At 50.5% G+C, this 14,917-nt stretch carries 16 protein-coding genes; 9 read left to right on the top strand and 7 right to left on the bottom strand.

Annotated elements, in window-relative coordinates; translation table 11 throughout:
* Positions 1 to 2: 2 nt before the first annotated feature.
* The 7 genes from treP to KNQ08_RS11075 all read right to left on the bottom strand — a co-directional run bounded on the left by treP (position 3) and on the right by KNQ08_RS11075 (position 6,862).
* The gene (treP, locus tag KNQ08_RS11105; protein WP_047394480.1) at positions 3 to 1,442 is read right to left on the bottom strand and encodes a PTS system trehalose-specific EIIBC component; all 1,440 of its coding nucleotides are present in this window, start codon (positions 1,440 to 1,442) and stop codon (positions 3 to 5) included.
* 199 nt (positions 1,443 to 1,641) lie between these two features.
* Positions 1,642 to 2,349: a trehalose operon repressor gene (gene treR / locus KNQ08_RS11100; RefSeq protein WP_214771729.1), complete on the bottom strand. Its 708-nt coding sequence runs from the start codon at positions 2,347 to 2,349 to the stop codon at positions 1,642 to 1,644.
* Between the two features lie 128 nt (positions 2,350 to 2,477).
* Complete coding sequence (locus tag KNQ08_RS11095; RefSeq protein ID WP_214771727.1) at positions 2,478 to 3,125, bottom strand: DUF4352 domain-containing protein; 648 nt, start codon at positions 3,123 to 3,125, stop codon at positions 2,478 to 2,480.
* A gap of 11 nt (positions 3,126 to 3,136) precedes the next feature.
* The gene (locus KNQ08_RS11090; protein WP_058704141.1) at positions 3,137 to 4,495 is read right to left on the bottom strand and encodes an alkaline phosphatase; all 1,359 of its coding nucleotides are present in this window, start codon (positions 4,493 to 4,495) and stop codon (positions 3,137 to 3,139) included.
* Positions 4,496 to 4,666: 171 nt separating this feature from the next.
* Positions 4,667 to 5,641, bottom strand: coding sequence for a hypothetical protein (locus KNQ08_RS11085; protein ID WP_214771721.1), 975 nt, complete (start codon positions 5,639 to 5,641; stop codon positions 4,667 to 4,669).
* Entirely contained in the window at positions 5,634 to 6,500 is an 867-nt protein-coding gene (locus KNQ08_RS11080) for an ATP-binding cassette domain-containing protein (protein ID WP_214771718.1), read from the bottom strand. Before KNQ08_RS11080 ends, KNQ08_RS11085 begins: the two co-directional genes overlap by 8 nt.
* Positions 6,494 to 6,862, bottom strand: coding sequence for a GntR family transcriptional regulator (locus KNQ08_RS11075; protein ID WP_029342757.1), 369 nt, complete (start codon positions 6,860 to 6,862; stop codon positions 6,494 to 6,496). Before KNQ08_RS11075 ends, KNQ08_RS11080 begins: the two co-directional genes overlap by 7 nt.
* A 156-nt stretch (positions 6,863 to 7,018) precedes the next feature.
* On the opposite strand from KNQ08_RS11075, the gene prfA reads away from it, so the two are divergent.
* The 9 genes from prfA (at position 7,019) to KNQ08_RS11030 (ending at position 14,905) form a co-directional block, all read left to right on the top strand.
* Entirely contained in the window at positions 7,019 to 8,077 is a 1,059-nt protein-coding gene (gene prfA, locus KNQ08_RS11070) for a peptide chain release factor 1 (protein ID WP_047394495.1), read from the top strand.
* Positions 8,077 to 8,925 (top strand): peptide chain release factor N(5)-glutamine methyltransferase, encoded by an 849-nt coding sequence (gene prmC, locus KNQ08_RS11065; RefSeq protein WP_214771716.1) that lies wholly within the window; start codon positions 8,077 to 8,079, stop codon positions 8,923 to 8,925. The genes prfA and prmC overlap by 1 nt, the downstream gene beginning before the upstream one ends.
* A complete protein-coding gene (locus KNQ08_RS11060) occupies positions 8,922 to 9,920 on the top strand; it encodes an L-threonylcarbamoyladenylate synthase (protein ID WP_064299235.1) in 999 nt (332 codons plus the stop codon). Before prmC ends, KNQ08_RS11060 begins: the two co-directional genes overlap by 4 nt.
* A gap of 17 nt (positions 9,921 to 9,937) precedes the next feature.
* A complete protein-coding gene (locus KNQ08_RS11055) occupies positions 9,938 to 10,453 on the top strand; it encodes a low molecular weight protein arginine phosphatase (RefSeq protein ID WP_023469513.1) in 516 nt (171 codons plus the stop codon).
* Positions 10,454 to 10,458: 5 nt separating this feature from the next.
* Entirely contained in the window at positions 10,459 to 10,899 is a 441-nt protein-coding gene (gene rpiB, locus KNQ08_RS11050; RefSeq protein ID WP_023469512.1) for a ribose 5-phosphate isomerase B, read from the top strand.
* Positions 10,899 to 11,438: a TIGR01440 family protein gene (locus tag KNQ08_RS11045; RefSeq protein ID WP_023469511.1), complete on the top strand. Its 540-nt coding sequence runs from the start codon at positions 10,899 to 10,901 to the stop codon at positions 11,436 to 11,438. The genes rpiB and KNQ08_RS11045 overlap by 1 nt, the downstream gene beginning before the upstream one ends.
* A gap of 111 nt (positions 11,439 to 11,549) precedes the next feature.
* The gene (glyA, locus tag KNQ08_RS11040) at positions 11,550 to 12,809 is read left to right on the top strand and encodes a serine hydroxymethyltransferase (RefSeq protein ID WP_029342751.1); all 1,260 of its coding nucleotides are present in this window, start codon (positions 11,550 to 11,552) and stop codon (positions 12,807 to 12,809) included.
* Positions 12,810 to 12,884: 75 nt separating this feature from the next.
* A complete protein-coding gene (locus KNQ08_RS11035) occupies positions 12,885 to 13,553 on the top strand; it encodes a response regulator transcription factor (protein WP_214771710.1) in 669 nt (222 codons plus the stop codon).
* The gene (locus KNQ08_RS11030; protein ID WP_214771707.1) at positions 13,550 to 14,905 is read left to right on the top strand and encodes a HAMP domain-containing sensor histidine kinase; all 1,356 of its coding nucleotides are present in this window, start codon (positions 13,550 to 13,552) and stop codon (positions 14,903 to 14,905) included. The genes KNQ08_RS11035 and KNQ08_RS11030 overlap by 4 nt, the downstream gene beginning before the upstream one ends.
* Positions 14,906 to 14,917: the final 12 nt, after the last annotated feature.

Here is a 14,917-nt window from a genome sequence, read left to right as displayed (position 1 = left end):
AATTACGCTGCTTTTTTCAGGGCAGCTTTTTTTGCGCGTTTCGTCGAGACATAGTGGAACAGGAACGTACAGGCGACAGGAACGATGATCGCGATCACCATGCCGACGATGAATGACAGAATCGAGCCTGGTACGATCGAAATGAAAGCAGGTAATCCGCCAACACCGATCGCAGGAGCAAGAACGCCACTGACGGCGATGAAAGCTGACGCGATCGCTGAACCGACGAGTGCCGCGTAAAACGGATATTTGAATCGGAGATTGACCCCGAACATCGCTGGTTCCGTGATCCCGAAGTAGGCGGATAAAGCGGACGTTGATGCCATGTTTTTATCGTTAACGTTTTTCGCGAGGAAAAGCATCGCGAGTGTTGCTGAACCTTGGGCGATGTTCGAAATCGCGATCATCGGCCAGATGAACGTCGTTCCGCTTTGTCCGATCAACTGTAGATCAACGGCGATGAACATGTGGTGCATGCCGGTAATAACGAGCGGCGCATAGAGTGCGCCGAAGAGTAAGGCACCAAGTAACGGAACAGCTTCGAACGTATTGACGACACCGATTGTAATCCAGTCACCGACTTGACGCGTGACCGGTCCGATGACGGCAAGGGCGAGGAAGCCCGTCAATGTGATCGTCGTAATCGGTACGACGAGTAATTGAATCGCATTCGGTACCCGTTTTTTGAGCCAACGTTCAATCGTACTGAGAACATAAGCAGCGGCGAGTACAGGGAGGATTTGTCCCTGATAACCGACTTTTTCAATTTCAAAGAGACCGAGAATGTTGAATGTCGGGATTTCACCTTTTAGAGCACTTTGTCCGTAGTTCCAAGCGTTTAAGAGATCTGGGTGAACAAGCATCAGACCCATGACGATCCCGAGAATCTCACTTCCACCGAAGCGTTTCGTCGCTGACCAACCGACGAGTGCCGGGAGGAAGACGAAGGCCGTGTTTGCCATCATATTGATAAGATCCCAAAGTCCTTGTAAGTTCGGATAACGATCGATCATCGTCTTGCCACCGAACTCGATACCGAATAGATTATTGATTCCCATTAAGAGACCAGCAACGATGATCGCCGGGATGATAGGCATGAAGACATCAGAAAAGACTTTGATCAACTTTTGGAACGGATTCATCTTGGCAGCGCCAGACGATTTAACATCTGCGATCGTCGTTGCCTGTAAACCGGTTAATTGAATGAATTCTGCATAGACCCGGTCGACGTCTCCGGCACCAATGACGATTTGATAGACACCCGCGTTCAAGAACGCGCCTTTGACGAGCGGAACTTCAAGTAAGGCTTCTTGATCGACAAGCTCTTGGTTCTTAAGCGTTAAACGAAGGCGGGTGACACAGTGAGCTGCCTGCTCAACGTTCTCCTTACCTCCGATGTTCTCAATGATTTGCTCTGCAATCTGACGATAGTTTGGTTTCATCTCGATGCTCCTTTTTGGAAGTGACATACTTGACCACTTTTGAAATGAAAACGTTTTCTTATCTGCGCACACTTATCTTAACTTATCTATATAAGTTGGTCAAGAACTTATATAGATAAGTTAAGAAGAATAAAAAAGAGAGAATCCGTCAGCTACGGATTCCCTCATCTAGGTAGCGTATATTCAACGTAGCGTATATTCAACGACGGGCAATATCAGTGAACTGAAACTTATCGAGCCGGTGACGCGATTCCGTCCGTTCGAAATGTTGTCCTTCATAGAAATACGTATCGTTCGTGACAACGATGACATGCGTCATATCGTGAAGGTCGAGTCGTTCTTGGTCTTCCATTGTCGCAGGGCGAGCTTCGATTTTTCGTTTTGCGTAGCTGATCTGCCGACCAAGTGTCTCTTCGATGTACTGATAGATCGAACCTTGAGCGATGTCAGTAGTGAGTCCGGGTACGAGTGCTGTCACGAAATGATTGATGTCACGGATGACACGTTCACCATCGATTTGGCGAATGCGCTCGATGCGCGTCACGTTCGTTCCTTGTGCCACATGTAATAACGAAGCGAGCTCAGCAGAGGCGGAGAGGACTTCGCAAGACACTACATCCGTCTCGACGGCATGTCGCCCCATCCGGCGATGTGCTTCCGAGAAGCTGACGATCCCATTGAATTGGAATTCGATCGCTTCTTGCGACAGGACGAAGACACCTTTCCCCTGGTGTTTACGGACGAAGCCTTTTTCTTGCAGGGCATCGATCGCTTTTCGGACCGTTCCGCGGCTCGCCTCGAATTCGTGCATCAATTCCGTCTCAGAAGGTAATTTCGTTTCAGCCGGGAGCGTTCCTTCCTGAATCCGCTGTGCGAGCTCGTGATAGATGTTTAAATACTTCGGCATATGATCCGTCCTTTACACTCAAATAATGCCTTTAGTGTAGCACGGAACGATTACAGGCATCAAAATAGCTCCACCTATGATCCGGACATGACCGGAAAATAGATAGAGCGTAGAAGTGTGAATGTCAGTCAACGAAGAGACGTCGAAAACGTCGTTCCTTTTTTGAGGACATCTTGTTTTTCATCGAGAACATCACTCGTCAAGAGTTCAATCGAGTCAACCGGCTGTTCCAAGATGAAGCCGAAGTTACCACTCCGTGACTCGGACGGGGCGTAAGTTTTCGCAAGCGACTCCAAATAGACGTCGTCCTCGAGCGTCTTTTCTGTCGCAGCATCGAGTTTGAAGTGGGCGACAGGATTGAACGTGACCGGTTCATTACTTGTGTTCTTGATCGTGACCCGTGTCTTGATCAAATCAAAGGATTCATCGTGCGTAAAGCCATGGAAGAAATCAATCATGCCATAGCTTGGACGAGCATGGAATACTTTGATCTCTTCGATCGTCATCTCGATCGGACCAATCTTCCGTGTTTCGTTCACTCGTTTGAATTGTTTAAGCGTCAGGTCGCCCTTATCATCCGTGACGGTCTGATCGATTTTTGTCAAATCGCGATCGTCTGGAATTTGTGGGTTTGGAACGTAGGCGCTTGTTTTTTCAAGCGATACCGGCTGCTCCTGTTTCGCAGACGCTGGTTCTTTTGGTGTGTCTTGTGATGCTGAAGTGCCACAACCAGCGAGCACCGTCCCGAGCATCAAAGTAGCAAGTATCTGTCTCATGAACATTCTCCTTATTTCTTCGATTTCAAGAGATCGAAGATGATTTTCGCGTGATCCGTGTTGTCGACTTGTCCCGCGAAACGTTCTTTAGCAGGACCGAACGCATAGACCGGTACGTCTTCACCTGTATGTCCACCTGTCGTCCAGCCTGTATGCGAGCGTTCGTTGAAGATTTCTTCAATCGCATTATCGATCTCGAGTAATTTCTTCGATTCAGCAGCGCGGGAGACGCTATCGATTTCTTTGTCCGTCAAGGCGAGTTTGTCCTGATCGATATACGTCGTCAACGTCTTGCGGACGTCCGCACCATCGACGATTTTTTGCGCCATGAAGTCAGGTGTTTTCTTTGCCGCTTTGATCGGTTCAGCGAACCAGTTATAGATGCCATCTGCACCGATTGAATATCCACCCGTTGAGTGGTCAGCTGTCGCGACGACGAGTGTATGTTTATCCTTCTTTGCAAATGCGATCGCGGCTTTGAATGCCCGCTCGAAGTCTTCCATCTCACTCATGGCACCGACGATATCATTGTCATGACCGGCCCAGTCGACTTGGCTACCTTCGACCATCAGGAAGAATCCTTTTTTATTCGAGTCGAGTCGCTTAATGGCAGAGTTCGTCATTTGTTCAAGCGATGGGACCGAGTTTTCGCGGTCAATCCGTTTTGGTAATCCACCATCTGCGAACAGACCGAGGACTTGTTTGTTTTTATCACCTTGCAATTGATCCAGATCCGTGACGTAACTGTAACCGTCTTTTTTGAATGCTTTCGTCAAATCAACATCCGGACGGACGAAGTTCGACTTACCGCCACCGAGCATGACGTCAATTTTATGCTTCCCATTGACGCGTTCCTTGAAGTAATCGTCTGCGATCGCGTTCATGTTCTTTCGGCTCTCATCATGAGCACCGAACGAAGCAGGTGTCGCATGCGTGATTTCCGATGTTGCAACGAGTCCTGTTGACTTACCACGTTCTTTCGCTGCTTCAAGGACGGTCTTGACTTCCGATTTATCGTTATCGACAGCAATCGCTGCATTATACGTCTTGACGCCGGATGACATCGCTGTTGCTGCGGAAGCGGAATCGGTGACGTTTTCCTTCGGATCTTCCGGATAAGTCATCTGTTGACCAACGAGGTATTGGTCAAACGCTGTTTTTTCAGCAACCGGTGTCGATGGATCGTTCTTTAAGTAACGATGTGCTGATGTATAGGAGACACCCATCCCGTCGCCGATCAAGAAGATGACGTTCCGGATTTCCGGTGATTTGACCGGTTTCGTCTTTGCTTCTGCTTCAGGCATCGAGAGCATCGTACTAAGGGAAAGGGTTGATAAGGCAAAAATCGGAATGATACGTTTTAATTTCATAAGAGTTCCTCCTCGAAAGGTGCTGGGGTTTGATGATCGATACGACCTACAAACTCCACCTTACGGATAGAATGTGAAATCCATGTTTATCGTTTGTAAAGCTTTGTGAAGAATCGATGACAAAAAAAATGGACCTTCTGAAAAGTCATTTCAGAAGATCCATTCGTTGCATTAGCGACTCCACCCAATCATTCTGCGATAAGAGCTGAACGTCGGCCACGCGAGAATCGCGATTGCGAGCCAGTACAGGAATTGATTCTCGGACGAAATCAGACCGATGATTCCCGCGAGTAGGATTGTCGTATAGATCGAGAAGGTGATGATGAGTGCTGGATGTAATTTCGGGAAAATCGTGAAACGCCCGAGACGTTCGTTCGCACCTTTGACATAGAGACGACTACCGAAAATCAGTAAGACGACCGTCAAGGCTAAACTGAACAATACAGCATAAGCGATGTTGAAATCGGTATTGTACTCGAAGAAGAGTGCAAAGGGCGTCGTGATTGTCATCAAAAAGCTTGTTGGTTTGTCTAACTCTTCGTAGCCCACGCCAAAACCCAGTTGACCGATAGCATAGATACTGAAATACGTGAAGTAATTCAAGAACAAGAAGAACGTTCCGAGTAACAGTTGTCCGATGATATCACCAGCAATCGTTCCGGCGAATAAGAAGATCGTCAAAATTGTCACATCAAATAGAAGGAATAGACCAAAATCTTGAAGGAGTGACGACCACGTGACGTAATCAAACGGATTGATACCGAATGCTTGCAGTAATGACCAACTGGCGAAAAAACCGATGATCGGGAAGACGATCAACGTCACAGTGCCGATCGCCCATTTAATCCAAAACAGCCAGACCTTCGGAAACGGCAACGCGTGTAAGATCAGACTGCGACCACTTCCGCGCTCGGAACCGAGCATCAAAATCGCAAAGACGGCGATCAGAATGGCAGCGAATCCAGTGAAGAACGGACTGACGAGGACAGCTTGAATCGTTTCGGTTTGATAAGATACTTCATATGTTTCAAAGTCGTTGATGATGGTATAGCTACCAAAACCATAACTGAAGATCGCCAGTAGAATAAAACAAGCGAGTGGCCAAATGCCTTGCTTGATGTGATAGCGGATCAATTGCTTAACCATGTCGTTTCCCTCCAAATGTCCCTAAGAAGTAATCTTCCATCTGCACCGGCAAAGCATCCTTTAATAGAGGACTCGTCGTTTCAAGATACTGCGCGCCTGCATCGGATAAGACGAGTAACGTCACGACCCGACCCGTTTGGGATAAGACGTGGAGATCGGCATGACTGAGCTCTGGAACATCTTCATAGACGACTTGCCATTTCTGCATGCTAGCTTTGGCATCATCGAGTGCCTTCGGTTCGCGGACGAGGTGTTTTTCGATCGTCATGACACGGTCGGCAAGGGAATCGAGTTCTTCGAGTTGATGCGAAGCAATCAGAACGGCTGTCTGGCGCTCCGCAAGTAATGAGACGAGTTGTTTCAGATAATCACGTTTGTTGATTCGGTCAAGTCCATCGGTTGGTTCATCGAGTAACAGAACCGGGGCATTCGTTGCGAACGCGAGTTGGAGAAGGAACAATTGCGCTTGTCCCTTCGATAAAGAAGTGACGCGACGTCCGCGATCGAGATTCGACGAGCGGCAGTAGTTTTCGATATACGTCTTCTCGAAGTTTGGATAAAAGACGTGATAGAAGTTGATCAGTTCACCGAGCGTCATCTGGCGGTAGACGGAAACAGAATCCGGAACGAGGAAAAGGTGCTTCCGCGTCTTCGGGACGTGGTGGATCGACTCGCCGTTCCATTCGACCTTTCCACGAGTCGGCTCGAGCGCTCCGACGAGTGTTTTCAGTAATGTCGTTTTTCCGGCACCATTACGACCAATCAAGGCAGTAATCGTTCCTGCCGGCAGGGTGAAGGATGCATTTTCATAAATCATGGTACGGTCAATTTGTTTCGTCAGATGAGAAACGGTCAACATGAGGAATCCTCCCTTATGTGTAAGATATGTTGATAGAGTTCTTCGTTTGAGATGGATAATTCGTCGGCGATGGCACAAAGGCGGATGAGTGGATCTTGGATGGCAGCTTGTTTGACTTCGTGAAGTGGGATGTCTGAGATGAAGGAGCCTTTACCGCGCATCGTGACGATGAAGTTGCGGCTCTCGAGTTCCTGATAGGCGCGGGAGACAGTGTTCGGATTGACAAGGAGTGTACCGGCAAGTTCACGGACGGATGGCATCTGTTCGCCGGAGCGGAGTAGACCACGAGCAATCGAGCGGATGATTTGAGCGACCAACTGTTCATAGATCGGTAACGGACTTTTCGGATCAACGGTGAACATTTCTTCACCTCCTTAAGTGTACTAATTCAATTAATACACCAATTATAGGAATTTACAACCTGTCTGTCAACGTTTCTTTTCAAGAAGACGATGACGCCATCGATCGCAATATTTGCTATACTGACGACAGAAGAATCGCCAGGAAGGATGACCGAGATGTTGGATCGATTGAGTGCGTTAGAGGACCGTTATGAAAAACTAAATGATATGTTGGCTGATCCAGCCATCATCAATGATACGAATCAATTGCGTGAGGTCTCAAAGGAGCAGTCACAGCTTGCGCCGACCGTCGAGACGTACCGTGTCTATCGCGAGAAGATGGAAGCTTATCAAGAGGCACGTCAAATGTTGACAGATCCCGAGATGCGCGACCTTGCAAAGGAAGAAGTCGCGATGCTTGAACCGGAGATCAAAGAGCTTGAAGCGAAGCTGAAGGCTTTATTATTACCAAAGGATCCGAATGACGATAAGAACGTCATCGTCGAGATTCGTGGTGCAGCAGGGGGAGACGAGGCAGCCTTATTTGCGGGTGACCTATTTAAGATGTACTCGAAGTTTGCTGAGAAACAGAGCTGGAAGATTGAGATCATCGATGCGAGCTACACGGAGCTTGGTGGCTACAAAGAGATCATCTTTATCGTCAAAGGAACGGGTGCTTATTCGAAGTTGAAGTACGAGAACGGGGCACACCGCGTCCAACGCGTTCCGTCAACGGAATCCGGCGGGCGGATTCATACATCGACCGCAACGGTCGCCGTGTTACCAGAAGCAGAAGACGTCGAAGTCGAGATCCATGACAAGGATGTCCGAGTCGATACGTTCACGTCGAGTGGACCGGGTGGCCAGTCCGTCAATACGACACAGTCCGCTGTCCGTGTCACGCACGTGCCGACGGGAATCGTTGCCAGCTGTCAGGATGAGAAGTCGCAAATCAAGAACAAGGAAAAAGCGATGAAGGTCTTGCGCGCGCGTGTCTACGATAAGATTCAACGCGAACAGCAAGCGGAATATGATGAAAAACGGAAGTCAGCTGTCGGTACGGGTGACCGTTCAGAGCGGATTCGGACGTATAATTTCGCTCAAAACCGGGTGACGGATCACCGGATCGGATTGACGATCCAGAAGCTTGATCGAATCTTGCAAGGCGAGATGGATGAAGTCATCGATACGCTTGTCATGGAACATCAGGCGCGGGCATCGGAGGCGGCGAACTGATGCGGATCGCGAAACGTTTAAATGATGCAAAAACGATGATGGAACAAGCAGGACGCGAGGGTTCAAGTGCCGAATGGTTACTCATGCACGTCTTGGATGTCGACCGGACCGGACTCCTTGTCCGCTTGTCCGATGAATTGACGCCGGAGCAAGATTTACGATTCAGTGAATACTTGCTTGCTCATGTTCACGGCGTACCCGTTCAGCATTTAATCGGCTATCAGCCGTTTTATGGACGGGATTTCCGTGTCACACCGGATGTCTTGATTCCACGACCGGAAACGGAAGAGTTGATCGTCTTCGTCACGGAGCGTCTCAAACGTGAGTCGTTCACCGCGGGACAGATCGTCGACATCGGAACCGGTAGCGGAGCGATTGGAATCACGCTCGCCCTCGAACTCGAGCAACCGGTCACGACCGTCGATATTTCACCGGCCGCGATTGCAGTCGCGAAGCAAAATCAAGCGAAGCTTGGTGGAGACGTGACGTTCCTTGAAGGAGATTTACTAGCGCCACTTGCGGATGATTCCGTGCGGGTGCTTGTTTCGAATCCTCCTTATATCGAGGAAGAGGAATTACTCAGTGAAGTCGTGTTCGACCACGAACCGCATCTCGCCCTGTTTGGCGGAAAAGACGGTCTCGTCTTTTACCGACGTCTCGTCGAGGAGAGTGGACGGGTCCTACGAGACGATTTCCGACTGATTGCGTTTGAAATTGGACACAATCAAGGACCAGAAGTGCAAATGATGTTAAAAGAACGTTATCCAAATGCGGAAACGGGTATTTTAAAAGATATAAACGGTAAAGACCGTATCGTGTATGCGGAACGAAAGGATTGTACAGCGTGAAGACGGAAATGATTGACTTACAGACGATGGATGAAGCAGTTCGGTTATTGCAGGAAGGAGAGGTCGTGGCGATGCCGACCGAGACCGTCTATGGTCTCGCAGGGGACGCAACGAACGAAGCGGCTGTTCGGCGAATCTTCGCCGCGAAGGGTCGACCTTCTGACAATCCGCTGATTGTCCATGTCGCATCCGTAGAACAGGCACATCAGTTCGTCACGCACATCCCAGATGTCGCGGCTCGTTTGATGGAGGCGTTCTGGCCAGGAGCCTTGACGATCATCCTCGAATCGAACGGCACCGCATCCACACTCGTCACAGCAGGACTAGATACGATCGGATTACGGATGCCAGACCATCCGCTCGCGCTTCGATTGATCGAGGCGACAGGGTTGGGTCTCGCAGCACCGAGTGCCAACCGTTCCGGAAAACCTTCACCGACGTCATCTGCGCACGTCGCACATGACCTATCGGGACGCATCGCTGCGATCGTCGATGGAGGGGAAACGGGCATCGGGGTCGAATCGACTGTCATCGATTGTACGATGACGCCACCGGCGATTTTACGACCGGGCGGCGTGACACGCGAACAAATCGAGTCGGTCATCGGTCCTGTCACACTCGATCCTGCCTTATCGATGAAAGATGTTACACCGAAGGCACCCGGGATGAAATATACCCACTACGCACCGGAAGCAACACTTTCCGTAGTGGAGGGAGATCTTTCATTCTTACAGCAACTCATCGATGATGCACGACAAACCGGACACAAGACGGGCGTCCTCCTGTTTGACGGGGAGGAAGTCGACGCAGATGTTCGCTGCTCCCTTGGTAATTCGATGGAGACGGCGGCACAACGTCTTTACGATTGTTTACGGCGATTTGATCAGACGACGGTGGATCAGATTTTTGTACGAGACCTATCAGAAGAAGGGGTGGGGCTTGCGGTCCGCAACCGCCTCCATAAAGCAGCAGGTGGTCGGGTCATTCGCCCTTGAAGAAGGAGGATACGGAGATGAGCACACGTCGCGTTTTATTCATCTGTACAGGAAATACATGCCGTAGCCCGATGGCGATGGCGTTACTACGCTCGAAAGTCGCCGATCAGGAATTCGACGTCCGTTCAGCAGGACTACGTTCGATGCAAGGATTTGATGCGTCCGAGAACGCCTTACAAGTGTTACGTGAGCGCGGGATCGAACTCGAACACTATACGCAAGTCTTTGATGATGTACTCGGGCGTTGGTCTGACATCATCTTGACGATGACGCGTCAGCACAAGCAGGAAGTCGGTGAACGCTATCCGGAACTGAAGGAACGGACGTTCACCTTATATGAATATGTGACAGGGCTTGAACGGGACATCAACGATCCGTACGGCGGATCAATGAACGTCTACCGGCAAGTACGTAATGAACTCGAACCCCTCGTCAACCGTCTTGTGTTAAAATTGACGCAGAACGGAAACGGAAGAAAAGCTCCGGATACACGGAAACTTCCGAAAAAACAACCTAAACAAACGGGGGAATAGTAAAGATGAAAGTAGCAATCGGCGCGGATCATGGCGGTTTTAAGTTAAAGGCAGAAATCAACGACCTCTTACAAGAGCTCGGCATCGACTATACGGACTTCGGTACGCATTCAGCCGACTCGATCGATTATCCGGATGTCGCGATTCCAGTCGCTGAGGCAGTCGCAAGCGGAGAGTTTGATCGTGGCATCTTGATTTGTGGAACAGGGATCGGGATCGGAATCGCAGCGAACAAAGTCAAGGGCATCCGAGCAGCACTCGTCCATGATACGTTCAGCGCGAAAGCGACGCGTCAGCACAACGATTCGAACATCTTAACGATGGGCGAACGCGTCATCGGTCCAGGACTGGCTCGTGAGATCGCACAGCTTTGGCTTGAAACGGAATTCGAAGGCGGACGTCATGAGAACCGCGTTTGCAAAATCTCAGATTATGAGGTGAAGTAATGGACTTGACACGCATCCAGCACGATTTAGAAGAAGCACTGAACGCTCTGGATGAACGATTTTCCTTAAAAGGAAAATTGCTCGTGATCGGCTGTTCGACGAGTGAAGTCATCGGCAAACAAATCGGCAAGGCCGGTTCACCGGAAGTCGCAGACGCGTTGTTCGATGTTTTCGATGCCTTTCGTCGGTCGCACCAAGTCGATCTTGCCTTCCAAGGCTGTGAGCATATCAACCGGGCGCTGACGCTTGAGCGGCAAACGGCAGAACGACTCGGACTCGATCCAGTGACGGTCGTTCCTGTTCCGGAAGCCGGTGGATCGATGGCGAGTGCTGCCTATCAGCGCTTCTCGGCACCGGTCGTCGTCGAAGCGATTCAGGCAGACGCCGGGATTGATATCGGTGACACGTTCATCGGGATGCACTTGAAAGCTGTTGCGATTCCCGTGCGCTTGCCGCACAAGGAAATCGGTGAGGCACACGTGACGGCAGCCGTGACACGACCGAAATTAATCGGTGGAGCACGTGCTAAATACGAATGATTGATGCAAGGGGTTGCGCACCCCTTGCTTTTTTGATGTTGTTTTTAGGGATGCCGGGAACGAAACATTCGTGTTAAGATAGGTCTATCGAAATGAAATGGGGGAATTCAGATGGAACAAACACCGCTTACGTATCTGAAACAACAAGATGAGGCACTCTTTTCGGCAATGCGCCAGGAACTAGGTCGTCAACGGGATAACATCGAATTGATCGCATCCGAGAACTTCGTCTCGCAAGCTGTCATGGAAGCACAAGGCAGCGTCTTGACGAACAAGTACGCAGAAGGTTACCCAGGTCGTCGTTATTATGGTGGCTGTGAGTATGTCGATCTCGCTGAGAATTTAGCACGCGACCGCGCGAAGGAAATCTTCGGTGCGGAGCACGCGAACGTGCAACCACACTCGGGTGCACAAGCGAACATGGCGGTTTACTTCACGATTCTCGAGCAGGGAGATACGGTCCTCGGGATGAACCTCTCGCACGGTGGCCATCTGACGCACGGTAGCCCCGTCAATTTCTCCGGTGTCCAGTACAACTTTGTGGAATACGGTGTCGATCAAGAGACAGAGATGATTGATTACGATGTCGTTGCGAAATTAGCAGAAGAGCATAAACCAAAATTAATCGTCGCGGGCGCATCGGCGTATCCGCGTGTCATCGACTTCAAACGTTTCCGTGAAATCGCAGACAGCGTCGGTGCTTACTTGATGGTCGACATGGCACACATCGCTGGACTTGTCGCAGCAGGTCAGCACCCGAACCCAGTCGAGCATGCGCACTTCGTCACGACGACGACGCATAAGACGTTGCGTGGTCCACGTGGTGGGATGATCCTCTGTAAAGAAGAGCATGCGAAAGCAATCGATAAAGCCATTTTCCCAGGTATCCAAGGTGGTCCACTCATGCACGTCATCGCCGCGAAAGCTGTCGCGTTCGGTGAAGCTCTTGCACCAGAGTTCAAGGACTACATCGGTCAAGTCGTCACGAACGCAAAAGTCCTCGGTGAGGAATTGACGAAGCGTGGACTCCGAATCGTCTCAGGCGGAACGGACAATCACTTGCTCCTCGTCGACTTACAACCGCTCGGGATCACAGGGAAACTTGCTGAGCACGCGCTTGACGAAGCCGGCATCACGGTCAACAAGAACACGATTCCGTTCGACCCAGCGAGCCCGTTCGTCACGAGTGGTATCCGGATCGGAACGGCAGCGATGACATCACGTGGCTTCAAGGAAGCCGAGATGAAAGAAATCGCCGAGTTGATCGAACTCGTCTTGAACCACCCAGAAGAAGCAGACGTTCTCGCACAAGCACGTGAGCGTGTCGTTGCTTTGACAGGTCGTTTCCCACTCTACCCAGAGCGCGGATGATTGTCATCCCCTTCGTCCTTTTCATTATGAGAAGGGGGAGGGGATTTTTGTTTGTCTAAAAAAGGAGGCGTACGATTGTATATTTTAGTCGTTGAAGATGACCCACATATCCAATCACTTGTCGTATCGACGTTACAGGCCGACGGACACTCCGTCCGAGCGACAGCAGACGGAAACGAAGCGCTCGCTTGGATTGAAACGATGACGTTCGAGGCAGCCGTGCTCGATGTCCTACTTCCCGGGCAGACCGGTCTCGTCCTATGTGAGCGGTTACGGCAAAACGGGGACATCCCAATCTTGATGCTGACGGCGCTCGGTGAACTGACAGATAAGCGGGACGGCTTTGCAGCAGGTGCTGATGATTACATCACGAAACCGTTCGATCCGGAAGAATTAGTGTTTCGGCTTCACGCCGTGGCGCGGCGCTATCAAAAAGCGGCGCAACCCGTCTTACATCTCGGGGATGTCACGATTGATAAACGCAGTCAGCTCGTGACGATCCAGTCGACCGAGTGGACACTCCCGCGGCGCGAGTTCGAATTATTACATCAGTTGGCGAGTTTTCCGGGACGGGTCTTTAGCCGCGAGGAATTGATCGAACACGTCTGGGGACTTGATTTCATGGGAGACGATCGGACGATTGACGTCCACATCAAACGACTTCGTGGACGTCTGAAGGAGACGAATCAGGTGAAGATTGAGACCGTTCGCGGACTCGGGTACCGGTTGGAGGTCGACGCATGAGGAGCCTCTATACGAAAATCGTCGGACTCGTCTGTGTCGTCTTACTCGTGTCCGCCCTGCTTGCTCTTTTAATCAGTAACATCGCCTACTATTCGTTTTGGCAGGACAGCTATAGCCAAAAAGTCGAGGAAGCGGTCGAGACAGCGATCGATTATTACGAGACGCACGGTGACGGAAAGACGGAATCGTTTTACCGGATGTTACAAGCAACTGGCTTTCAACTGTATGTTCGAACAGATGACGGAACGGAGCGTTACGGAAACACATTTCGCAATGAAACGCTCTCGAGTCAAGTCATCGAGCAAGTGAAAAATGGTCAACCGTACTACGGGATGCGTGAGTATCCGTTTCATCTCTTCCTGCTTGGACTATTCGATAACGAAGTCATCAACACGTACGGGACGTCGGTCAAGACGGCACAAGGAACGGATGCAATCTTCGTCCGTCCGGACTTGAGTCGGCAGATTCGCGAGTTACACCTGTTCGTTGGTCTGTTCCTCGGACTGCTTGTCGTGATCAGCTTTCTCTTGCTCGTCTTCTCGATCCGGTATCTCGTGCGTCCGATCCGGCGCCTGACAAAAGCAACGGAACAGATGGCAGACGGCGACTATGGAATTCGTGTCGGAACGAAGGCGCGCGATGAGATTGGTGAACTGTCCCGACGCTTTGACGAGATGGCGATGGCGATTGAAGCGTCCGATACGGAACGACGCCGGTTCGTTGCAAACGTCTCGCATGAATTCCAGTCGCCGTTGACGACGATCTCGGGGTACGCTGGACAACTCGACGTGACGGGAGAAGACGTCAGGAGACGGGCAATCATTCAACAAGAGGCAGCGCGAATGTCGGAGCTGACGCGTCAATTATTGATCTTAGCAAAGCTCGATGAAGGACGGCGCTTCAAACGACAAGCACTCGATCTACGAACGAGTCTAGAGACGACACTCACAACACTTGCCTTTCAGCTGGATGAGCAAGGCATCGCTGTCGCACTCGATGTATCGCCAGCACTACAGATTCAAGCAGATGCCAGTGCGCTCGAACATGTCTTCCAAAATGTCATTCGAAACGCCGTCTCAGTCTCAGCCGAAGGAGCGACGATTCATATTCAAGCGGAAGAACAAGTGAATCAGGTCATCGTCCGAATCAAGGACGAAGGACCAGGTATGACCGAACAACAGATGGAACATGCCTTTGAACGCTTTTATCAAGGCGATGCATCCCGAACGTCGCGCGGGACGGGACTCGGGCTTGCGATCGTTAAAGAGACGATGCGCCAACTTGGTGGGGACGCGAATTTGTCGTCTGATTCATCCAGTCTGACTGTGACATTGACTTTTTTACGCATTTGACGCGTGCGTTCA

This window comes from Exiguobacterium sp. s46 (assembly GCF_018618875.1).
Lineage (GTDB): Bacteria > Bacillota > Bacilli > Exiguobacteriales > Exiguobacteriaceae > Exiguobacterium_A > Exiguobacterium_A abrahamii.
The sequence above is the reverse complement of the archived record's forward strand: the minus strand, read 5'-3'. Positions and strand labels throughout refer to the sequence as shown.